The sequence below is a fragment of the Pedobacter agri genome (genome assembly GCF_032678665.1).
GTDB lineage: Bacteria > Bacteroidota > Bacteroidia > Sphingobacteriales > Sphingobacteriaceae > Pedobacter > Pedobacter agri_A.
The window spans coordinates 304,812-327,070 of record NZ_JAVTSH010000005.1 but is presented as its reverse complement, the minus strand read 5'-3'; the positions used below and the strand labels follow the sequence as shown (position 1 = coordinate 327,070).

Sequence of the window (22,259 nt, the reverse complement as noted above, 5' to 3'; positions counted from 1 at the left end):
AGTACAAACAAATATAATGGATAGAAATACCTTTACAGGATTATTCCTGATTATGATCATCTTGGCAGGATCATTCTACTTTTTTGGGCCAAAAGATGCTGAAATAAAAAAAGAAAATGCCAGAATCGATTCGATAAAAAGAGCTGATTCATTACAGAAAGCTGGAATAAAACCAGTTCAAAAAGACACCAATGCTGTTGCTGCTACGCCAGCTATAGATTCATTGGCACTTAAAGGGCCTTTTGGTTCTGCAATTACAGGAACAGAGGCCAATACAGTTTTAGAGAACGAAAACTTACTAATCAACCTGAGCAATAAAGGTGGTAGAATTTCTTCAGTAGAGGTTAAAGGACAAAAAACTTATGCTGGCAAACCGCTGATTTTATTCGATGGAAATGCCAACAAATTCGGTTTAACATTAAATGCTGCTGGTAAAGTAATCAACACCAACGATTTATACTTCACTCCTACCAAAACCGGCAATACGGTTACCATGCGTGCTAACTATGGCGCCAATGCTTACGTAGAATATGTATATGATTTAAAGGCGGCAAGCAACAAAGTTGGTTTTAACATCAACTTAGTTGGGTTACAACAAGTGATTGCTGGTAATAACATTGCTTTAAACTGGCAAACTATTTTATTACAGCAAGAGAAATCTCTAGAAAGCGAGCACCGTTATTCAGCGCCCTATTACAAATATGTTGATGGCGACGTAGATCATTTAAGTGTTTCTAAAGATGAGAAAGAAGAATTAGCGAAAGGAAAAATTCAATGGTTTTCTTTTAAGCAGCACTTCTTCTCTGCAACGTTAATTGCTAAAGATGGGTTTGAAAAAGGAAGTTTAGAAGTAAAAATTCCTACTGCTCCGGGCCAGGTTAAGTTTTATGATGCGAAAATGCAATTGCCATATGCACATCTTGCAAATCAGGCATACAGCATGGAGTTTTACTTCGGCACAAACAAATTTTCTGCATTAAAAGATCAAGGTTACGATTTAGAGAAACAAGTAGATTTAGGTTACTGGCCTTTAAAATACATTAACCGTTTCATCGTATTACCGGTATTTAATTTCTTAAACAATTTCGGTTGGAACTTCGGTTTAATCATTCTTGTTTTAACGATCTTATTAAAAGTTGCACTGTCTCCATTAACTTACAAGTCATATTTATCAATGGCTAAAATGCGGGTTTTAAAGCCTGAGATGGATGAAATCAAAGCGAAAGTTGGCGAAGACAACCCAACATTGGTGCAACAGGAATATTTGAAACTTTATAAAAAGGCGGGCGTTAACCCATTAGGCGGATGTTTACCAATGGTTTTACAATTACCACTGGTGATGGCCTTTTTCTTCTTCTTCCCTAACCTTTTCGAATTGCGTGGAGAAAGTTTCTTATGGATGAAAGATTTATCAACTTATGATGAGTTTATTAAATTCGGCTTTAAAGTTCCATTTATCGGTGATCACTTGAGTTTAATGTGTGTATTGATGACGGTTTCAACCTTAATCATGACTTACTTTAACAATCAGGTTTCTGGTGCTACCGGTCAAATGAAATACATTGGTTATATCATGCCAATTATTTTCTTAGGCGTATTAAACAGTTATCCGGCAGGTTTAAATTATTACTATTTCTTGGCCAACTTAATGACTTTCGGACAGCAGTTCTTAATTCGTAAAATGGTTGATGATGATAAAATTCATGCTTTAATTCAACAGAATAAAGCGAGACCAGCTGATGAGAAAAAGAAAAAATCTAAATTCCAACAGCGTTTAGATGATTACATGCGTCAGCAACAACAAGCTAAAAAGTAATTGAAATTTATATTACCAGAAATCCCCGATCATTAATTGATTGGGGATTTTTTTTTTGCAAATTGAATTTCAGCGAGTGGGATTAGAATGAACTGAAAAATGTAGATGGATTCACCACAAAGGCGCAAAGCGCACCAAGTTATTCTTCAACCATATTATTAATTTGAATTGTCTAATTGGATGTTATCTCATCAACTACATTTAAATACGTTGTTTCGGTTGGCAGGGACAACCAACCGATAAATTTAACAGTACTTAATATAATGATCTTTGGGTTTTAATGTCTTGGTGGTTAAATTAAATAATGGAAATACTATTACTTAACCAGGCGGGTAAAAATTAGAACTAAAGAACATCTTCCTAGTGGTTGGCGTCTTATCAACCTTTAGGTTTGAATTCAAACATTTTAAAAAATAAAAGGCATAAATACCCCTTCAATTGTAATATTTGGCGTACAAGTTTCGAAATCAGCTAAAAATTTCCAATTTTAGAAGATTAAATCTCAACCAACAAATTAATTCATTTTAAAAAATGCAAAAGAGACTAACTATTATTCTATTTTTCGTTGTCAGCTTTGCTTATGCACAAAAAAAACCTTTGGATCATACCGTTTATGATGCCTGGGAAGCAGTAGGCACAAAGCAATTATCAAATAATGGCGCCTGGGCAATGTACAGTGTGCTGCAGCAAGAGGGCGATGCGCAACTTTACATCACCAACCTCAAAACCAATGCTAAAATAAACATTCCAAGAGGCATGAATTCGCAGTTTAGCAATGATTCTAAATTTGCTGTTTTCAACATTCGCCCCTTAAATAAAGATCTTCGTCAGGCAAAAATTAAAAAGAAGAAAGCCGATGAAATGCCAAAAGATTCATTGGGTATAGCCAACTTAACTACAAACGCCATTACTAAGGTGGCCAGAGTAAAGTCATTTAAGTTTCCTGAAGATGGAAGTGGTTTCGTAGCATATTTAACAGAAAAGCCAGATACCGCTAAAAAAGCCACCAAGCCAATTGAGAAAAAGGGTTCTGATGTAGATTTTGCAGACGATGAGCCAGCCGGAAAAGGTAAAACTGAGGAAGGAACGGATTTGATCGTTAAAAACCTGCTTACAGGAGTTGACAAAACTTATAAATATGTGACCGATTATTCCTTCAGTAAAGATGGTAAACAATTGGTTTTTGCTTGTAGCGGATCTAAAAAAGATAAAACAGCTGCTCAAGGTGTATTCTTATTAAACACTGAAAAAGGAACACTTAAAACCCTGATTAAAGGCAAAGGCAGCTTTAAGAATTTTGCATTTGATGAGGAAAGTGAACACCTTGCCTTTGTTGGTGAACAAGATCCGGAGAAACAGGAAATTAAAAATTATAACGTTTACTATAATTCATTAAGCTTAGATACTGCGCAAACAATTGTTGATTACGATATGCCAGGTTTACCTGCAAAATGGTCGGTAAATGGCGATGGACGAGTGAGTTTCAGTAAAGATGGCAAGAAATTGTTTTTTGGCATTTCCCCTATTAAAAAAGCGAAGGATACGACCATAGTTGATTTCGAAGTGGCTAAAGTTGATGTTTGGAATTACAAGGATGACTACCTGCAACCGATGCAGCTGAAAAACGCTGATCGCGATAGTAAGAAAAGTTATCTTTCCGTAATTGATGTATTTAGCAGTGATCCGAAGGTAATTCCTTTAACAGATTTAACCCTACCAGATGCCAATATGGTTGCTGAAGGAGATGCAGCTTTTGTATTGGCCTCAACAGATTATGGCCGTAGAGTAGAATCTCAATGGAGTGGTTCTACATCAAAAGATTATTATCTGGTTGATACGAAAACCGGTCAACGTAAGAAAATCATTTCAGAATTAAACGGATATGCAATGGCTTCGCCAGGTGGCAATTACGTTTTATATTTCGATAGAAAAAACGGAAATTGGTATACCTACGTGGTTGCAAGCGGAAAAACGGTTGCCTTAACCGAGAGCTTGAATGTAAAGTTTGTGGATGAAGATAATGACGTTCCAGACCTTCCTTCAGCTTACGGTATAGCCACATGGACGGAAGGCGACAAAGCTGTATTGCTTAATGATAGATATGATATCTGGTCCTTTTCTCCAGATGGGAAGTCGCAACCAAAAAATATTACTGCCGGTTTTGGAAGGGCAAATAAAATTACTTTCCGTTACGAACGTGTAGAACAAGATAATAACCCATTCAACAGAATGGTTGATAATAAATTCGTGAAAGCAAATGAACTGGTTTGGCTTGATGGTTTTAATAATCTAACTAAAGAAAATGGTTTTTACCGCACAAATGTGGGTGCAGTTAAAGCGCCAGAATTAGTGGTAATGGCAAAATATAAATATTCAAACCTGGCAAAAGCTAAAAATGCTGATGTGTTCATTTACGATAAGGCCAGCTATACAGAATCGCCGAATGTTTATGTTACTTCTGATTTCAAAACGGAAACCAAATTAACCAATACCAACCCTCAACAGCAAAATTACAATTGGGGAACTGCTGAATTGGTGAAATGGACAACACCAAAAGGCTACAAAGCTGAAGGTATTTTATACAAGCCTGAAAATTTTGATCCAAATAAGAAATATCCGATGATCGCTTATTTTTATGAGAAACTATCTGATGGATTATATACTTATCAGGCACCTGCACCTACCCCATCTCGTTTAAATATTTCGTTCTTTGTAAGTAACGGATACTTGGTTTTCGCACCAGACATTAGTTACGAAACTGGTCATCCAGGTCAGTCGGCTGTTGAATACATCAATTCAGGAGTAGAAAATTTGAAGAAAAACAGCTGGGTTGATGGAAGCAAAATTGGTATCCAGGGACAAAGCTGGGGAGGCTATCAAGTGGCTTACCTGATCACTCAGAACAATATGTATGCTGCTGCATGGGCAGGTGCTCCTGTAGTAAATATGACATCGGCTTATGGTGGTATTCGTTGGGAAAGTGGTATGAACCGCCAGTTTCAGTATGAAAAAACACAGAGCAGAATCGGCGCTACATTATGGGAAAAACCAGAATTGTATACAGAAAACTCACCGCTATTTATGTTTCCTAAAGTAAATACACCGGTGGTAGTAATGGCCAACGATGCTGACGGAGCGGTGCCTTGGTACCAAGGAATTGAAATGTTTACTGGTCTTCGCCGTTTGGGTAAACCCGTTTGGATGTTAAATTACAATGGCGAAGCACACAACCTTGTTCAACGCCAAAACCGCAAAGATATTCAGATTCGCGAACAACAGTTTTTCGATTACTATCTAAAAGGTGCAAAAGCACCTGCATGGATGACTACTGGAATTCCGGCAACAGAAAAAGGAAAAACCTGGGGTTTCGAATTAACAGATGATAAACCCTAGTTAAGTCGAAAGTCTTAATGCGAAGGTCCATAGTGCATAGTTTTAAACTATGTGTTATGGACTTTCAAGTAAAACACCTATTTTACAAGTTCAAAACAAACTAGAAAACCCTAATGGCATTAAGTAGAATTTGGTCTGGATTTATTGTTATCGCTATTCTTGTTGCAGCGGTAAAATGTTTCTTTTTCGGGCAGTCTGAAATTTTCAGTTGGATGGTAATCGGTAAAGCTGATGATCCGACAAATTTAACGAAGGTAAACGGCATCATTGAAACCTGCTGGACCTCTGTTGAACTGTGCCTGAAACTAATCGGAATTTTAGCATTATTTATGGGTTTTATGAGCATTGCAGAAAGAGCCGGAGGCATCCGTTTGCTTTCAAGAATTGTGGGCCCTTTCTTCTCCAAGCTTTTTCCTGAAATTCCTAAAGGACATCCATCAATGGGACACATGATCATGAACTTTTCTGCCAATTTACTTGGTTTGGATAATGCCGCAACGCCTTTCGGCTTGAAAGCCATGGAAAGTTTGCAGGAATTAAATCCCAGTAAAGACACCGCATCAAATGCCCAGATCATGTTTTTATGTCTTCATGCGGCTGGCTTAAGTCTTATTCCGGTAAGCGTAATCGCGATCCGAGCTTCACAAAATGCTTCAGATCCTACTGATGTTTTTATTCCCTGTTTAATTGTAACCTTTGTGGGTACCATGGCCGCCATGTTAATTGTGGCGTTTAAACAAAAAATAAACCTATTGCAACCCGTAATTATTGGCTGGGTTTTTAGTATTTCTGCAGTAATTGCGCTGCTGGTATTTTATGTTACCTCTTTAAATGCTGATGGAATTAAATCATTCTCAGGCTTACTAAGCAACGGTCTCATCCTTTTTGTTTTCCTGGTAATTGTATTGGGTGGGCTGTACAAAAAAATCGATGTTTTCGATGCCTTTATCGATGGCGCTAAAAATGGCTTTGAAACCGCTGTTAAAATTATTCCTTATTTGGTAGGAATGTTGGTTGCGATCAGCATGCTTCGCACCAGTGGAACTTTCGATGTGGTGATCCTCGGCATTAAAAATATTTTCGTTTATCTTGGTGCAGATACACGTTTTGTTGAGGCCCTTCCAACAGCCCTAATCAGACCACTGAGTGGCGGTGCAGCCCGGGGAATGATGGTTGATACCATGACCGCATACGGTGCAGATTCGTTTCCAAGCAAACTATCGGGTATTTTTCAGGGTGCGTCTGATACAACTTTCTACGTTATTGCAGTATATTTTGGTTCCGTGAGTATCAAAAATACACGTTATGCAGTTGGCGCCATGTTATTAGCCGACTTAGTAGGCGTTTGTACCGCCATTAGCCTGGCTTATTTGTTCTTTGGATAAATTTATCCACAAAAAATCCCTGCCATGATGATTTTATTCAGGCAGGGATTTCTTTTGAGCATTATTCTGATGTGGTTAAGAGACTTGGGGACGTGGCGATATTCTATTAATAATCTCGTCAATCGCATCCGGATCAATAGCAACGTTTTTCGAAGCACACCATTTCTCATTCTTGTTATCTAACCAGATACAAAAAGAATGGTAGCCATCTAAAACAACGGCATAAGTTTCATGAAAGTCATCTTGAATACGCATGCAAAATCCCTTAAAAATCTTGCCTCTAACAATAAATTGCAGTGTGGAATAATTTTCTAACATGGCTCATTATATTTTTGGTTAATTTACAACAATGTATTAATGAGAATGTTTCGCTAATTTAAAGGAATTAACAAATTATTTTAAAGCAATTAGGAATGTGTTAACCTATGTTTAACATGTTCGAATAACCTTTGGCTATTAAACGTTTTTTTGAAGGTAAATGTATCTCACACTGAAGATTTAATATGGTCTTTCCGCGTTTCACAATGGCAGTTTCGGCAATTATCTCGTCGCCTTCTTTGGCTGGTGCGAAGTAATCTATATAATTATTTACCGTGGTATACCGATCATTTAAACCCATCGTATATACCGTTGCCCCAATTAAATCATCAATGATGCCTGCAGTAACTCCACCATGCAATATTTGATATGGATTAGTCATTTCTTTGCGAATGGTGTATTTACAGACCAAAATCCCGCTTTCGGCCTTAACCAATACCGGAGCCAGCCAGTTCATAAAATTTGATGGAGATTCCGTAATGATTTTCCCTATTGATTGCCTAAGAAAATTTAACCTTTGCTCGCTTAATGATGCTTCCATTTTGATGTAATTGCGTATGATGTAAAGATAAGAAATATGGAAGATGGAAATAGCTTTTCTTTCAGATGCTATCTCCATCTTACATTTAAAAGGGTACCACTACCTTAAAACTCATATTCCTACCCATATTATAAATTCCTGATCGGCCATTGGGCGAAGATTCATAGTATTCAAAGTATTTCAAACGATTAAGGTGAGATTGATAGGCAACATTAAAGATATTATCAACCTGGACGAAAAGATCTAAAATAGTTTTGCCAGATTTTGACTTTATCGCCGATCCCACCCCTGCATTAAACAGCGTGTATCCTTTGGTAAAAGTTTCCGTATCATCCAGTGCATAAAATTTATTTTGATCGGCAAATAATACTGCATCAACTTTAACATAAGGTTTGCTAAAAAAACCGATAGATTTTTGCGCCGTAGCTTTCAATTCCGATCTGATTTGCAAAGGCGGAATAAAAGGCAAATATTTTGCTTCGCTACCATGTAACCTCAATAATTCTTCATTTTTATTTAATCCAACAACATAAGCAAAACTATTATTGAAATTTAACCATTTTGCAGCAGCCGGGTGTAAATTAATAGCCAATTCGGCACCATACAACCTGGCTTTTGATTGTTGATATTGATAAGTTAAGTTGCCGGGCACCACAACCACCGGATTCCCATTTTCATCCGTTAAGCGAGACTGATAAATATAGTTTTGAATGTTATTGTTAAAAATTTCAAGACTGATGTCTGCATCTTTCAGGTAAGCAATTACACCGATATCTTGCTGCAAGTTGAATTCAGGCTTAAAAGTTCTGTTTCCTAAATACACAATGTGGGCGCCAGGATCCAGTCCGTTTGAGCCAATTTCGGTAATGTTCGGTGCCCGATAACCACGTGCGATATTGGCTTTAAATAAGAATTTCTCAGAGAGATTATATGTAAACCCAACGCTACCCGAAAAACCATAATAGTTACGATTAAATGATGGAAATTGTAAATCAGCCATTTGATCTGATGCATCAGATTTGCGGCCAAAGCCAGTCTGCGCATCCGTTCCAACATAAAAATTATTCCAGTTAATATTTCTGCGATCCATTCGAACACCTCCGGAAATGTCGAGCTTACCAAAAGATTTTTTAGCGAAATAAAATGCTCCAATATCAAAAAGGTCATAATCAGGAATAGGAAAATCTGTGGCGTCTTTACTCCGGTTGCTTTGATACATTCCGTTTACACCAAGCGTACTTTCAATTCCTGCAAAATCAGGAAGATTGTATTTTACATCGTAATTCAGCGTATTTAAAACCACATAAAGTCCGGCCTGGCTCGGAGCAGTTGGGTGATTATACTCCCTCCGTACACTTTGCTGACCACCAATTAAGATATTTAAATCACTGGATCCAAACTTGAACTGGCTGGCATTGTAAAACCGATAGTGCTGAATGTGTTGATGTAAAGGATTAATAGAATAGCGTTTCAAATCCTGGTCTGAAACCAATGGCCTGCTTTTGATATCATCGCCATCATCCAAAACCTGTCTGGTAAATCTTCTGCTAAGCGAATCTCTGCTTCCATCAGGAATTTCCATTAAATTATTATAATAGGTTATAGCAGTTTTTGAATATCCCCACGATTGATCAACCCTGGCGCTTGCCGATAAATTGTATTCTCTAAATGCAGTTCCAAATACATATCCATCAACTTTGTTATAATAGTTGTGCGCTGTTTTTCCGCTTGCCCTAAAACTGTATTTCCAGTCATTTTTGATGTATGCCAAACCCAGCGATGCGCCAACCATACCATTGTTGCTTTGGTAATTTGTGGTAAAATCTCCCGCAAGTTTATCGTCTTTGAAATTTGGAGTGTAAGGAATCATGTTGATTACACCAGCCAAAGCATCAGAACCATAGGTTAAACTGGCTGGTCCCTTTACTACCTCTGCCCTGCTAATACCATATTCATCTACCTCAATACCATGCTCATCTCCCCATTGCTGACCTTCCTGACGTAAGCCATCGTACAATGTTAAAACACGGTTGTAGCCTAATCCTCTGATAAATGGTTTCGAAACATTTGGTCCGGTAGTAACCGCAGTAACGCCTGGCACACCTTTTACAATAGCTTCAATTAGATTTGTATTTACGTTTTGATCCATTGTCTTTTTTGTAAGCACCGCAATGGGCACCGGGCTTTTCCTCAACGCAGTAGCCCGATTTACACCCGTAATAACAACTTCATCCAGATTAGATTCTAAACCCTTTAGATTTATTGATATCATTAACGTATCACTGTTTACAACAGCTTTTATACGTTTCATTTCGTAAGAAATACCAGAAAACTGTAAATCCAATGCACCCTGAGTTAGATTTTTCAAAATATATAATCCGTTTTGATCTGACTTTGTCGTCTGATTTCTCCCTATAACTTTAACGGTAATGTTTGGGGCAGGATTTCCATTTGATGTAATGATGCCTTTGATCACGGCATTTTGTGCAGAAGCAATCAGGCCAAAAGATAAAAAACTGAACGATAAAAGTAGAAATTTCATGGAATGTGATGTTTATCTAAATATATTTTTAGACAAATCTAAATTTATTTTTAAATATACCAAATTATAATTTTAAGCTGATAGAATAAACTTCGAAAAGCTTAGGTATATCACGTAAATGCAATTTAGTTGCAAATAAAAATATAAAAAGGCTTAAATGCAACAAAATTGCTTTTATATTTGTGTTATAGTATTTCACAATGAAGAATTTCAAAACAATTAACCTGGACAAAATTGGGATTACGGCTTCGACGGCTTGCGCAATACATTGTGCGGCATTACCATTTTTGCTAACGCTGCTCCCACTTTGGGGACTAGAATTTCTGGCTACTCCATTTTTAGAGATGAGTATGATTTTATTATCGCTAGTGCTTGGCGTATGGTCTTTGAGTAAATCTTATCGGCAAATTCATCGCAATCCTTACCCGATTATCACTTTGGCATGTGGCTTCATATTTATTCTGGTTGGCCATTTATCAGATATAGAAGTTATTGAACCCATACTGATCCCAATTGGTGGTTTTACCATCGCCGGAGCACACTTTCATAACCTGAGGTTAAACAGAAGTTGTAAGCACAATCATTAGCTGTAAAATGTTATGGCTTTGTATCAAAACCATTGAAACAATTTCTCTACTACAAAAGGATTATATATTTGTACCATGCAAAAAAAAATTAAACTACTATTTATTGTTTCGCTTTCTTTTATTTGCACCTTGAATCCCGCTTGCAAACATACTACCAATAACGCTCAAGAACTTTATCGCCATTATGCAATAAAAAATATTCAGTATATCAAAACCTTAAAAAAGCAATGATTAGCATTCAGTCTTTAACACATCAATATCAAAATGGTCCAAGTCTAAAATTTCCCGACTGGGAAATACAGGATGAAGAACAATGGCTATTACTGGGCGCTTCCGGAAGTGGGAAAAGTACACTCCTGAATGTTGTTTCGGGTTTGCTGAAACCTACATCAGGATCGGTAAAGCTTAACGGAACCGATATTTATTCGTTATCATTGAAAGATATGGACCGCTTTCGGGGGCAAAATATCGGAATCGTTTTTCAGAAACCGCATTTAATTAAAAGCCTGAATATTTACGATAACGTAGCCCTTGCTTCTTCATTAGCAGGAATTAAACTTGATAAAGCCCGTGTATTTAGTTTGTTAGCATCATTAGGTTTAGAAAACAAGAAGCGAAATTTCCCTGATGAGTTAAGCCAGGGGCAGCTACAACGGGTTTCCATTGCCAGAGCTTTACTCAACAACCCTTCATTACTCATCGCTGATGAGCCCACATCAAGCCTGGATGATGAAAATGCAGAAAATGTGATCAATATATTAACAGAACAGGCAAGAGAAAATCATGCTTCACTGGTTATTGCCACACACGATAAAAGAGTTAGAAATCGAATCAGCAAGGAATATCTACTGTAATGAACATATTAAAACTAAGTACTAAAAACCTGTTAAAAAACAAACTTACCACGTTTCTTAACATCATTCTGGTAGCATTTGGTGTCGCGATTCTTTCGATACTTTTTCTGGCATCCACACAAATTGGAAATAAACTGGAACAAAATGCGAAAGATATTGATTTGGTTGTCGGTGCGAAAGGAAGCCCGCTGCAATTAATTTTAAGCAGTATTTACCATATTGATTTTCCAACAGGTAATATCCCGCTAAAAGATGCTACGGAACTGATGCAGAATCCGATGGTTAAAAAAGCCGTTCCTTTGGCGCTTGGGGATAACTACCAAGGTCACCGCATAGTTGGCACAGATTCTGGTTTTGTGGGATTATATGGTTTAAAACTTTCCGCTGGAAAATTCTGGAGTCAGGATCTGGAAGCCACAATCGGCAGCACTGTTGCAGCAGAAGCAAAATTAAAGGTTGGTGATAAATTTTTTGGTGCACATGGTTTAAGCGATGCAAGTGATGAACATAAACACCACGCATATACCGTTACCGGCATTTTGCAGGCAGAAGGAAACGTTACGGATAATTTGATATTAACCAACATTGGTAGTGTGTATAAAATGCATGAGCCAGATCATGATGAGCATGAGGTCCATGTGGAGGAAAACGAAATAGACAATAAGGAGGTTACCGCTATTCTCATTCAATACCGTTCTCCAATGTCAGTAGTGATCTTCCCCCGAATGGTTAATCAAAGCACCAATATGCAGGCCGCATCGCCAGCAATGGAAAGTGCCCGACTCTTTTCGTTAATTGGCGTGGGTATCGAAACCTTAAAATGGTTTGCTGTATTGATTATGGCTATATCGGCAATGAGTGTATTCATCAGCCTTTATAATTCAATGAAAGAAAAAAAATACGATTTAGCCATTATGCGTTGCCTCGGCGCTTCAAAATTTAAACTGTTTTTTTTAGTAATGCTCGAAGGATTACTGATCACGGTAAGCGGTGCAATTTTCGGACTAATCATCGGACACCTGGCCGTTCAAATTATTGGTGTGTATCAGGAATCATCTCAAGCCCGCTTAACCGGGTTATATTTTGTAAACGATGAATTTTACCTCATCATCGCTGGATTAATTATTGGTATTATCGCTTCCATCATTCCGGCGCTGCAAACTTACCGGGTAGATATTGCCCGCACACTTTCAAAAGACAAATAATGAAAAAGATAACAGCCATAGTACTTTTAGTTCTGACTTCCGTTTTTATAACGCAGGCGCAGGTTAAGGTACATAAAGATATGCGGACAGCTAACTGGAATTTAATTGGCTTAAGATACGAAAAACAAGTTGAGCCGTTGAAATGGGCAAGCATATTCCCACCAGAACTGATGGCTTTGAATAACAAGGTGATTGAGCTGCCAGGATATATTTATCCAACAAAAGTTGGTTCAAAGTTTTCTGAATTCCTGCTGTCTATCGTACCGATAGAATCTTGCCCATTTTGTGGTACTGGCGATATTCCTTCAATGGTAGAGGTAAAAATGGCTACGCCGTTACCATTTACAGAAAAACCAATTAAAATAAAGGGTAAATTTGTAATTAATAATTCTGGAGATAATAGGTCAGAATTCTTTTTATTGGGAGCTACGCAAGTAAAATGAGAATACTATCAATCCTGTTGATGCTTTTCTTTTACCATGCAGCATCCGGCCAGACTAAAAAACACAATAACAGCGATCAGATAAAATCGTTGAACTGGGATGTGATCGGGACGGTTAAGTTTGAGCTCAATGAACAGAATGAATTGCTTCCTGTTTATGGAGAGACTATCAATAGATTTAAAAATAAGGAATTTGATTTGAGAGGCTATTTGATTCCTATTAAAAATAGTCAGAAACAACAAAAATTCTTATTGGCAACATTACCAATAAATCAATGTTATTTTTGTGGCCAGAATGGTGTTCCTATTATGATTATGATTGAAATGGAAAATGCCATTTCATTTACAGACAAGCCGATTAGAGTGAAAGGAATTTTGAAACTCACCAATGATAATGCTACCTATCAACCACCGGTTTCGATTGTAAATGCAAAATTGATTATTTAAATTAAGGTATTATGAACGAAATTGAAGTACAAGGATATGAAGATCTATTAGTCAGAAATGGCTTGAAAAGAACCGGGGCAAGGTTGCAGGTTTTGGATGTTTTATCTCATCGGGATTCCGCCACATCCCAGCCTTATCTTGAGAATGTAATCGGGAAAGATATCGACCGGGTTACGCTTTATAGAATTTTAAAAACTTTCGAGGAAAAAGGAATTATTCATCGCGTTCTAGATAAACAAGGCACTGCAAATTATGCCATTTGTTCAAATTCCTGTACAGCGCAGCATCATCATGATGAGCATGTTCATTTTAATTGCAACAACTGTTTACGCGTTTATTGCCTCGATAATGTTAAAATCCCGACACTAAAAATCGAACAAGGATTTAAAATTGAAGACATGAACCTTATCGTTTCAGGTATTTGCAAGGAATGTAATGAAGCTAATTAATTAGTTTTTAAAGCTTTAAAATGCGGGGTAAAAAATCAGCATAAATAATTAAAATTTATTTTTGCTTATTCGATAGAACTTCTATATTTGCAACTCGTTACAAAACGGGCCTCGGTAGCTCAGTTGGATAGAGCAACGGTTTTCTAAACCGTGGGTCAGGGGTTCGAATCCCTTCCGGGGTACATTTAAACCTTCAACTTCAAAAAAGTTGGAGGTTTTTTCTTTTGTATCATTTTCGATCTGCATCGTCTTTAAATATTTTTTACTAAATTTGTTAGCATTGAAAAGATCAGGAAGCGCAGATTTACCATTACATTATGGCCAGGTGCCGCCGTGGTTGGCGCAACGCATGGTTAAACTTGGCTTGGCAATTACAGAGTCTATCTTAATGGAGTATGGCAAGGCAGAAGTTATTCGCAGATTAAGCAATCCTTTCTGGTTTCAAAGTCTTGGCGCTGTAATGGGAATGGATTGGCATTCTTCAGGTATAACAACTTCTGTAATGGGTGCTTTGAAAAAAGCCATCAATCCACTTTCAAAAGAACTTGGTATTTATATTTGTGGCGGAAAAGGCAAATTCAGCAGAGAAACTCCAACTGAACTGCTGCGAATTGCAGATCAAACAGGCTTAGATGGAACGAAACTGGTTAGGGCAAGCAAATTAAGTGCTAAAGTAGATAACACTGCCATTCAAGATGGTTTCCAATTGTATCTTCATAGTTTTATTTTAAATAGCGATGGAGATTGGGCTGTGGTTCAGCAAGGAATGAGCGATGCAAGCTCAACAGCCCGGCGTTATCATTGGCATTCGGAAAACCTCAAATCATTTGTGGAAGAACCACATACCGGGATTTGCGGTGTCAATCAGGGTAGCATCCTTAACCTCACCGCAAACGAAGCCGACCCGACCAGGAAGATAATTATGAGCATGACCGAAGAATCGCCGAACCATCTGATTGCAGAGGTACAAAAATTAGTCATGCCGAAACACCACGACGTGAAATCGAAAGATGTTGACCTGAAAAGATTAGGCAGTATTTTATGGCTTGCCCAGGAAAAGAAACCCGCCGATTTTGAGGAACTATTATTATTAGATGGAATGGGGCCCAGAACCCTTCAATCTATGGCTTTGGTTAGCGAAGTGATTTACGGCACGGCTTCACGCTTTTCTGATCCTGCCCGTTATTCTTTCGCGAATGGTGGGAAAGACGGACACCCCTTCCCTGTACCGGTAAATGTTTATGACGAAACCATAAGCGTGTTGACCAAAGCAATCGAAAAGGCTAAAATCGGAGACACTGATAAACAGGAAGCGATTAAATCTTTGCATCAGATCGCTAAAAATGCAGAAAAGGATTTCATTCCAAATATGGATTTTGATAAAGTGATTGCGAAAGAACGAACCGAAAGCTGGAAGTATGGCGGCAAAACGGTTTTTGGTGATGAGAAGCCACCGAAAAATGATCAATTGAGTTTGTTTTTATAGGTCTTGCCAGAAATGATGAAGTAATTTCAGCATATCATTAACTTTCCATCTTTGCAAGATCGATTTCTCACTGATTGAAGCAATCTCATCCATGATATAAAATGAGATTTCCATCCCGAAATTTCGGGAATGAAAAATCGGAACTCGCAATGACGATCGGTCTACATCATTACACAAAGTCATTTTATCGATTAAATTCATCATTCATGAAGTTCAGAATTGAACTTAAGGTAGTTTACTTAACAACTTCGTCATCCTGAATTTATTTCAGAATTTTAATAACAACAACACTAACGGAATAGATGCTAAAATAAATTCGGCATAACAAACGTTTTGAACCCCATTCCTTGAGTTCTGCGTCTCCGTGGCAAAAAATCAACATAAATTTCCATAATAAAAAAAGTCGTGGCAAAAAACCACGACTCTAAAATATAAAAATTAAAAACCTGCTAATTATGCATAGGCAACTGCATCACGTGATGCGAGTTTTGTAACCCCCATTAAGTATTCATCAACCTTACGGGCTGCTTCCCTACCTTCTGAAATTGCCCAAACCACTAATGATTGACCGCGGCGAACATCACCTGCTGCAAAAATCTTGGCAATATTGGTTTGATAAGTGTGTTCCGATGCTTTTACGTTTCCGCGATTATCCAGTTCAACGCCTAGTTTTTCAATTAATCCCTCTTTCTGCGGATGTAAGAAACCCATTGCTAAAAATACCAACTCACACGGCAAATCTCTTTCCGTTCCGGCAACCTCTTTAAATGAAACCGGACGGCCAACAGCGTCAATCTCCCATTCTACATCAACCACTTTTAATGCCTTTAGATTTCCGTTTTCATCGGCAATAAAGTTTTTTGTATTCACCGACCATGCCCTTTGAGCGCCTTCTTCATGCGAAGATGTATTTTTCAAAAGCATAGGATAATTTGGCCACGGCATATTCGCTGTACGAGCCTGAGGCGGCATTGGCATAATTTCGAATTGTGTTACCGATTTTGCACCTTGACGATTTGAGGTTCCAATACAATCAGAACCTGTATCGCCACCACCAATCACGATTACGTTCTTGCCCGTTGCGACGATATCTTCAACAACAATCTCTCTGTTCGCCACACGCTTGTTTTGTTGTTTCAGGAAATCCATAGCAAAATGAACGCCCTTAGCCGAACGGCCTTCAATCGGTAAGTCGCGGGGAATAGTTGAACCTCCGGCTAAAACAACAGCATTAAAGTCTCTCAGCAGCGTGCTAATTTCAACGTTTTCGCCAACATTGGCATTGCATCTGAAAATGATTCCCTCTTCTTTCATCAAATCAATGCGGCGATCGACTACGTTTTTCTGAAGTTTAAAATCAGGAATACCGTATCTTAATAATCCACCCGGAGCATCATCACGTTCGAAAACGGTAACTTCATGGCCAACCTTATTCAATTGAGCAGCAGCTGCTAAACCAGCCGGACCTGAACCAATTACGGCAACCTTTTTACCCGTTCTAATAAGCGGTGCTTTAGCCTTGATAAATCCTTTTTCGAAGGCAATTTCGATGATATGTTTTTCAATTTCCTCAATAGAAACCGGTGGACGATTGATTCCTAACACACATGCAGATTCGCAAGGTGCCGGGCAAATTCTACCTGTAAATTCCGGAAAATTATTGGTGCTTAACAAAATGTTGGCAGCTTGCTCCCATTTGCCTTGATAAACGGCATCGTTAAATTCTGGAATCACATTGCCCAAAGGGCAACCTGATTGACAGAAAGGTACGCCGCAATCCATACAGCGGGCAGCCTGATTATTTAATTCTTGAGCGGGTAATTCGTTTAAAAATTCCCCGTAGTGTTTTACACGAGTTTTAGCCTCTTCTCTTGTGGGCGCAACTCTATCGTATTCTTGAAATCCTGTTACTTTTCCCATGGCTTAATGTGTTTTTACTTGTTGATTACGTTTTGCTAAAACTGCTTTGTATTCTTTAGGGAATACTTTTACAAAATGGTTTGATTGAGTTTTCCAATCACTTAAGATAAATTCTGCTACCTTACTATCTGTCAAACGAATATGTGTTTTAAGTAAAGCTAAAATTCTTTCCTCATCTTCAGCTTGCAGCGGATCAAGATCAACCATTTCCTTGTTGCATTTACGGGCAAATGTTCCATTGGCATCATAAATCCAGGCCACACCACCACTCATACCAGCAGCAAAATTACTTCCTGTATCTCCAAGGATTAAAACCTCTCCTCCAGTCATATATTCACAACCGTGATCGCCTACGCCTTCTACAACAGCTGTTGCGCCGGAGTTACGAACCGCAAAACGCTCACCTGCTTTTCCACGGGCAAATAACTCACCAGAAGTTGCGCCGTAAAGGGCAACGTTACCGATGATGATGTTTTGCTCCGGAATGAATGTTGAATTTGAGAATGGATAAATGGCCAAACGGGCACCAGATAATCCTTTACCTACATAATCATTTGCTTCACCTTCAAGAGATAATGTTACTCCTCTCGTATTGAAAGCACCAAAACTTTGTCCGGCAGAACCTACAAACTTAAAGTTAATGGTATCTGGTGGCAAGCCTGCACCTAAATGAACTTTAGAGATTTCATTCGATAACATTGTACCTAAGGAACGATCAGTATTTTTAACGTTGAAACTTGCAAAAACAGGTTCATTGTTATTAATTGCTGGCTGTGCAGCTGCAATTAACTGGTGATCTAGAACATGCGCTAAACCATGATCCTGTTCTTCCGTGTTAAACAATGGCAAACCATTATCTTCAGCCTTGAAAAGAATTGCAGACAGATCTAAATATTTCAGTTTCCAATCTTCTTCAGGCAATTCGCGTACTTTTAAAATATCTGCCTGACCAATCATTTCGTGAATGGTTCTGAAACCAAGTTCCGCCATAATTTCACGTAACTCTTCCGCTAAGAAATGGAATAGATTTACCACGTGATCGGCATCACCGCTAAATAGTTTTCGTAATTCAGGATCTTGCGTAGCTACACCAACCGGGCAAGTATTCAGGTGACACTTGCGCATCATGATACAACCTGCAGTCACTAATGCAGCTGTTGCCACACCCCATTCTTCCGCACCTAATAAAGCTGCAATGGCAATATCTCTACCGGTTTTCAGCTGACCATCCGTTTGTAAAACGATGCGGTTACGCAATCTGTTTTTTACTAAAGTTTGGTGTGCTTCGGCCAAGCCCAATTCCCATGGTAAACCCGCATGTTGAATGGAAGTTAACGGCGATGCACCAGTTCCGCCATCAAAGCCAGAAACCAAAATTACATCGGCATGTGCTTTTGCTACACCTGCTGCAATGGTACCAACACCAGCTTTAGAAACGAGTTTAACATTAATTCTGGCGGCACGATTGGCGTTCTTCAAATCATAAATCAACTGAGCCAAATCCTCAATTGAATAAATATCATGATGTGGTGGAGGTGAGATTAATCCAACTCCAGGTGTAGAGTGACGAACTTTGGCAATCCAGTCATCCACTTTGTGGCCAGGTAATTGACCGCCCTCACCAGGTTTTGCACCCTGGGCCATTTTGATCTGCAATTCGTCAGCATTGGTTAAATAGTAACTGGTAACCCCGAAACGAGCAGAAGCCACCTGTTTAATTGCCGAACGCATGCTATCACCATTTTCCATTTTAGTGTAGCGCATTTCATCTTCACCACCCTCACCAGTATTACTTTTACCACCAATGCGGTTCATCGCAATAGCCAATGTTGAGTGTGCCTCATGCGAAATGGATCCAAACGACATTGCTCCGGTTGCAAATCTTTTTAAAATCGCTTCGGTAGATTCAAGTTCGTTCAATGGAACTGAAGGACGCGTATAATTAAAATCAAATAAACCCCGAATGGTGTAAGCCTGTTGTGTTTGCTCATTTACCAATTTCGAATATTGCTTGAAAATGTTGTAATCATTCTTGCGAGTCGCATTTTGCAGCAAGTGTATCGTCTGCGGGTTAAATAAATGCGCCTCACCTCTCCGACGGAATTTATAGGTTCCACCGGCTGGCAATAAGTTTTCAGTTTGTGTGGCTGGACCGAAACTACGATGGTGTTTAATCAAAGTTTCTTTCGCAATTTCATCTAAACCTAACCCGCCAATCCGGGAAACTGCACCAGTGAAATAAGTATTTACCACTTGTTTGTTCAAGCCTAAAATCTCGAAAATTTGTGCACCTTGATAAGATTGTAAGGTGGAAATTCCCATTTTAGAAAAGATTTTAAGCAAGCCGCTATTTACAGCATAAATGTAATTTTTGGTAAGCTGCTCAGCTGATAAACCCGATTCTTCCTGAAAACCGCTAATGGTTTCCAGCGCTAAATAAGGATTAATTGCAGTCACACCAAAGCCTAATAAGGTAGCGAAATGATGTACTTCCCAAATATCTCCACCTTCAATTACAATACCAACAGCACCACGATAACCTTTACGTATGAGGTGGTGATGCACTGCCGAAACTGCTAATAACGATGGCATCGCTGCATGTTCCGAATCGATTGCCCTATCTGTTAACACAATCACCTGGAAACCATCTTCTACTGCATCAACGGCGTATCTGCATAAGCGATCCAAAGCTTTTGCCATTGCTCCAGGCTTTCCATCAGCACGGAAATAGGTCTGCAACGTTTTCGCCTGAAAAACTCCGGTATCGATACTTCTTAATTTTTCTAACTCCTGATTTGTTAAAATAGGGTGTTTGATGGCAACGCAATGAGCTTGTTTAGGGTTTTCATCCAACAAATTTCCGTTGCTTCCCATAAAACTAGCCAAACTCATCACCACTTTTTCGCGGATAGGATCAATTGGTGGATTGGTTACCTGCGCAAATAACTGTTTGAAATAATTAGATAAATGCTGTGGACGTTTTGATAAGATCGCAAGTGGCGTATCAGTTCCCATCGAACCGATAGGCTCTTTGGCTTCAATTGCCATTGGTTTAAGCAAAAGATCAACATCTTCCCTGCTGTAACCAAAAACCTGCTGATATTTAAAAACTGATTCTTCCGAAAGGCCGGTAAACATTACACGTGGTTCTGGCAATTCTTCTAACCGAATTTGATATTGATTAATCCAATCTGCATAAGGGCTTTTAGCGCAAATCTGCGTTTTGATTTCATCATCACTGATGATTCTACCCTGCTCCATGTCTACTACAAACATTTTACCTGGCGTTAACCGACCTTTTTCGATGATGGTGCTTTGATCAATCGCCAATGCACCCGCCTCCGAGCCCATGATCACACGATCATCAGAAGTGATGGCATAACGCGATGGACGAAGACCATTACGATCCAAAGTAGCACCTATTAATTTACCATCAGTAAATGCGATTGCTGCCGGTCCATCCCATGGCTCCATTAAAGTTGCGTGAAATTCGTAAAAAGCTCTTTTAACCGGATCCATATCTTCGTTACCATCCCATGCTTCCGGAACCAGCATCATTAAAACATGAGGTAAAGTTCTGCCAGCATGAAGCAATAACTCAATGACATTATCCAGGCAACCTGAATCGGAATTCGTTTCATCAATAACTGGCAATAACATATCCAGTTCCTCTGGCGTGAAATAAGCAGAAGCAAAAGACTTAACACCTGCCCTAAACCAATTTAAATTCCCCTGTAAGGTATTTATCTCACCATTATGTGCTATAAAACGGAATGGCTGAGCCAACCGCCACGATGGAAATGTATTGGTTGCGAAACGTGAGTGTACCAAACCCAATGCAGACACCACACGTTTATCACTTAAATCATTAAAATAAGTTCGAACCTGCAAAGAGGTCAACTGACCTTTATATATAATGGTTTGCGCAGAAAGCGAAACGATATAAAAATCTTTGCCACCGTGTACCGTATTAACGATTAGTTTGATCAGATAATTTTTGAAAATATAAAGTTTTCGTTCGAAATCAGCCCCAGGATTTACGGCATAAGGACGAGCGATAAAAACCTGCTCAATTTCTGGTTCAACAGAAAGTGCCATGCTTCCAATATCTGTGGTATCAACATCTACCTTTCTGAAACCTAAAATTTCAAGTCCCAGCTTTTCAGCAGCACGATAAATCAGCTCTCTGCATTCCTCTCTTGAACGAATATCTTTGGGCATAAATAACTGACCGACACCATAATTATTGGTTTCAGGTAAGCTAAAGCCAGCTTTTAAACATTCATCGTATAAAAATTCATGGGGAATCTGAATCATGATACCTGCCCCATCGCCGGTATTTGGTTCTGCTCCACTTGCCCCTCTATGATCTAGATTCTCTAAAATAGTAAGTGCATCGGAGATGATTTGATGCGATTTTCGCCCTTTCACATGCGCAACGAACCCAATACCGCAGGCATCGTGTTCAAATTGCGCATCGTACAATCCACTGTTTGGTTCCATTCTTTGCTCGTTAGTTGTTAGTGTATAGGAAACACTAAGATACAAAAAACGAATATCAAATTACAGAGTTGTTATGCTTTTTAGGATTATTCTAGTTTATAAGCAAATTTAAGTCTATATAATAAAACATTATCAACATTAACCTTAATATTTTATCAAATTTATAATTTAAAAAATCTGACTAAATTGAAAGTTTTCATCGCAAAAAAGTGATAAATCGTTTTAACGATATTGTTTATATGTAAAGAATCTATTTATGAATAAATAAATTAGCGGTCTATTGTGCTAAATTTTGCATTGTAAGAATCCCCTTGTGAAAAAGGAATAAAATTTTATTAATTTACTAATCAGCCAGATAGCCTAAATGACTG

16 protein-coding genes and 1 tRNA gene are annotated in these 22,259 nt (G+C 38.5%); 11 read left to right on the top strand and 6 right to left on the bottom strand.

The features are described from left to right. Window positions 1-16: 16 nt before the first annotated feature. The 3 genes from yidC (at window position 17) to R2Q70_RS12610 (ending at window position 6,594) form a co-directional block, all read left to right on the top strand. Window positions 17-1,816 (top strand): membrane protein insertase YidC, encoded by a 1,800-nt coding sequence (yidC, locus tag R2Q70_RS12620; RefSeq protein ID WP_316807934.1) that lies wholly within the window; start codon window positions 17-19, stop codon window positions 1,814-1,816. 531 nt (window positions 1,817-2,347) lie between these two features. Further along, window positions 2,348-5,209 (top strand): prolyl oligopeptidase family serine peptidase, encoded by a 2,862-nt coding sequence (locus R2Q70_RS12615; protein ID WP_316807933.1) that lies wholly within the window; start codon window positions 2,348-2,350, stop codon window positions 5,207-5,209. 113 nt (window positions 5,210-5,322) lie between these two features. Further along, window positions 5,323-6,594 carry a nucleoside recognition domain-containing protein gene (locus R2Q70_RS12610; RefSeq protein ID WP_116168307.1) on the top strand — a complete coding sequence of 424 codons (1,272 nt, stop codon included), beginning with the start codon at window positions 5,323-5,325 and terminating at the stop codon, window positions 6,592-6,594. A gap of 75 nt (window positions 6,595-6,669) precedes the next feature. On the opposite strand, the gene R2Q70_RS12605 is transcribed toward R2Q70_RS12610, so the two are convergent. The 3 genes from R2Q70_RS12605 to R2Q70_RS12595 form a co-directional block, all read right to left on the bottom strand. Continuing rightward, window positions 6,670-6,912 (bottom strand): hypothetical protein, encoded by a 243-nt coding sequence (locus tag R2Q70_RS12605; RefSeq protein WP_010602041.1) that lies wholly within the window; start codon window positions 6,910-6,912, stop codon window positions 6,670-6,672. 100 nt (window positions 6,913-7,012) lie between these two features. Beyond that, window positions 7,013-7,531 (bottom strand): PaaI family thioesterase, encoded by a 519-nt coding sequence (locus R2Q70_RS12600; protein ID WP_316807932.1) that lies wholly within the window; start codon window positions 7,529-7,531, stop codon window positions 7,013-7,015. Window positions 7,532-7,538: 7 nt separating this feature from the next. Next, a complete protein-coding gene (locus tag R2Q70_RS12595; RefSeq protein WP_316807931.1) occupies window positions 7,539-9,995 on the bottom strand; it encodes a TonB-dependent receptor in 2,457 nt (818 codons plus the stop codon). Between the two features lie 200 nt (window positions 9,996-10,195). Here R2Q70_RS12595 and R2Q70_RS12590 point away from each other — a divergent pair, with 200 nt between their 5' ends. The 8 genes from R2Q70_RS12590 to R2Q70_RS12555 all read left to right on the top strand — a co-directional run bounded on the left by R2Q70_RS12590 (window position 10,196) and on the right by R2Q70_RS12555 (window position 15,465). Continuing rightward, window positions 10,196-10,582 (top strand): MerC domain-containing protein, encoded by a 387-nt coding sequence (locus R2Q70_RS12590; protein WP_316807930.1) that lies wholly within the window; start codon window positions 10,196-10,198, stop codon window positions 10,580-10,582. Window positions 10,583-10,809: 227 nt separating this feature from the next. Then, a complete protein-coding gene (locus R2Q70_RS12585) occupies window positions 10,810-11,436 on the top strand; it encodes an ABC transporter ATP-binding protein (RefSeq protein ID WP_316807929.1) in 627 nt (208 codons plus the stop codon). Further along, window positions 11,436-12,641 carry an ABC transporter permease gene (locus R2Q70_RS12580; protein ID WP_316807928.1) on the top strand — a complete coding sequence of 402 codons (1,206 nt, stop codon included), beginning with the start codon at window positions 11,436-11,438 and terminating at the stop codon, window positions 12,639-12,641. The genes R2Q70_RS12585 and R2Q70_RS12580 overlap by 1 nt, the downstream gene beginning before the upstream one ends. Then, a complete protein-coding gene (locus tag R2Q70_RS12575) occupies window positions 12,641-13,084 on the top strand; it encodes a hypothetical protein (protein WP_316807927.1) in 444 nt (147 codons plus the stop codon). The genes R2Q70_RS12580 and R2Q70_RS12575 overlap by 1 nt, the downstream gene beginning before the upstream one ends. Next, on the top strand, window positions 13,081-13,530 hold the full coding sequence (locus R2Q70_RS12570; RefSeq protein WP_316807926.1) for a hypothetical protein: 450 nt from the start codon (window positions 13,081-13,083) through the stop codon (window positions 13,528-13,530). Before R2Q70_RS12575 ends, R2Q70_RS12570 begins: the two co-directional genes overlap by 4 nt. An 11-nt stretch (window positions 13,531-13,541) precedes the next feature. Then, the gene (locus R2Q70_RS12565; protein WP_316807925.1) at window positions 13,542-13,979 is read left to right on the top strand and encodes a Fur family transcriptional regulator; all 438 of its coding nucleotides are present in this window, start codon (window positions 13,542-13,544) and stop codon (window positions 13,977-13,979) included. Window positions 13,980-14,087: 108 nt separating this feature from the next. After that, a tRNA-Arg gene (locus R2Q70_RS12560) sits at window positions 14,088-14,161 on the top strand. A 98-nt stretch (window positions 14,162-14,259) separates the two neighbouring features. Next, window positions 14,260-15,465, top strand: a complete 1,206-nt coding sequence (locus R2Q70_RS12555; RefSeq protein WP_316807924.1) for a DUF763 domain-containing protein — start codon at window positions 14,260-14,262, stop codon at window positions 15,463-15,465. Here R2Q70_RS12555 and R2Q70_RS12550 read toward each other — a convergent pair. The 3 genes from R2Q70_RS12550 to gltB all read right to left on the bottom strand — a co-directional run bounded on the left by R2Q70_RS12550 (window position 15,460) and on the right by gltB (window position 21,888). Beyond that, the gene (locus R2Q70_RS12550) at window positions 15,460-15,669 is read right to left on the bottom strand and encodes a hypothetical protein (RefSeq protein WP_316807923.1); all 210 of its coding nucleotides are present in this window, start codon (window positions 15,667-15,669) and stop codon (window positions 15,460-15,462) included. The two genes, R2Q70_RS12555 and R2Q70_RS12550, sit on opposite strands and share 6 nt — an antisense overlap. 249 nt (window positions 15,670-15,918) lie before the next feature. Continuing rightward, entirely contained in the window at window positions 15,919-17,385 is a 1,467-nt protein-coding gene (locus tag R2Q70_RS12545; RefSeq protein ID WP_316807922.1) for a glutamate synthase subunit beta, read from the bottom strand. Between the two features lie 3 nt (window positions 17,386-17,388). Then, window positions 17,389-21,888, bottom strand: coding sequence for a glutamate synthase large subunit (gene gltB, locus R2Q70_RS12540; protein WP_316807921.1), 4,500 nt, complete (start codon window positions 21,886-21,888; stop codon window positions 17,389-17,391). Between the last annotated feature and the right edge of the window lie 371 nt (window positions 21,889-22,259).

What these genes read in the sequence shown, in the direction of transcription:
- yidC (WP_316807934.1), top strand. Translation starts at nt 17, where the DNA reads ATGGATAGAAATACCTTTACAGGATTATTCCTGATTATGATCATCTTG.
- R2Q70_RS12615 (WP_316807933.1), top strand. Translation starts at nt 2,348, where the DNA reads ATGCAAAAGAGACTAACTATTATTCTATTTTTCGTTGTCAGCTTTGCT.
- R2Q70_RS12610 (WP_116168307.1), top strand. Translation starts at nt 5,323, where the DNA reads ATGGCATTAAGTAGAATTTGGTCTGGATTTATTGTTATCGCTATTCTT.
- R2Q70_RS12605 (WP_010602041.1), bottom strand. Translation starts at nt 6,912, where the DNA reads ATGTTAGAAAATTATTCCACACTGCAATTTATTGTTAGAGGCAAGATT.
- R2Q70_RS12600 (WP_316807932.1), bottom strand. Translation starts at nt 7,531, where the DNA reads ATGGAGATAGCATCTGAAAGAAAAGCTATTTCCATCTTCCATATTTCT.
- R2Q70_RS12595 (WP_316807931.1), bottom strand. Translation starts at nt 9,995, where the DNA reads ATGAAATTTCTACTTTTATCGTTCAGTTTTTTATCTTTTGGCCTGATT.
- R2Q70_RS12590 (WP_316807930.1), top strand. Translation starts at nt 10,196, where the DNA reads ATGAAGAATTTCAAAACAATTAACCTGGACAAAATTGGGATTACGGCT.
- R2Q70_RS12585 (WP_316807929.1), top strand. Translation starts at nt 10,810, where the DNA reads ATGATTAGCATTCAGTCTTTAACACATCAATATCAAAATGGTCCAAGT.
- R2Q70_RS12580 (WP_316807928.1), top strand. Translation starts at nt 11,436, where the DNA reads ATGAACATATTAAAACTAAGTACTAAAAACCTGTTAAAAAACAAACTT.
- R2Q70_RS12575 (WP_316807927.1), top strand. Translation starts at nt 12,641, where the DNA reads ATGAAAAAGATAACAGCCATAGTACTTTTAGTTCTGACTTCCGTTTTT.
- R2Q70_RS12570 (WP_316807926.1), top strand. Translation starts at nt 13,081, where the DNA reads ATGAGAATACTATCAATCCTGTTGATGCTTTTCTTTTACCATGCAGCA.
- R2Q70_RS12565 (WP_316807925.1), top strand. Translation starts at nt 13,542, where the DNA reads ATGAACGAAATTGAAGTACAAGGATATGAAGATCTATTAGTCAGAAAT.
- R2Q70_RS12550 (WP_316807923.1), bottom strand. Translation starts at nt 15,669, where the DNA reads ATGATGAATTTAATCGATAAAATGACTTTGTGTAATGATGTAGACCGA.
- R2Q70_RS12545 (WP_316807922.1), bottom strand. Translation starts at nt 17,385, where the DNA reads ATGGGAAAAGTAACAGGATTTCAAGAATACGATAGAGTTGCGCCCACA.
- gltB (WP_316807921.1), bottom strand. Translation starts at nt 21,888, where the DNA reads ATGGAACCAAACAGTGGATTGTACGATGCGCAATTTGAACACGATGCC.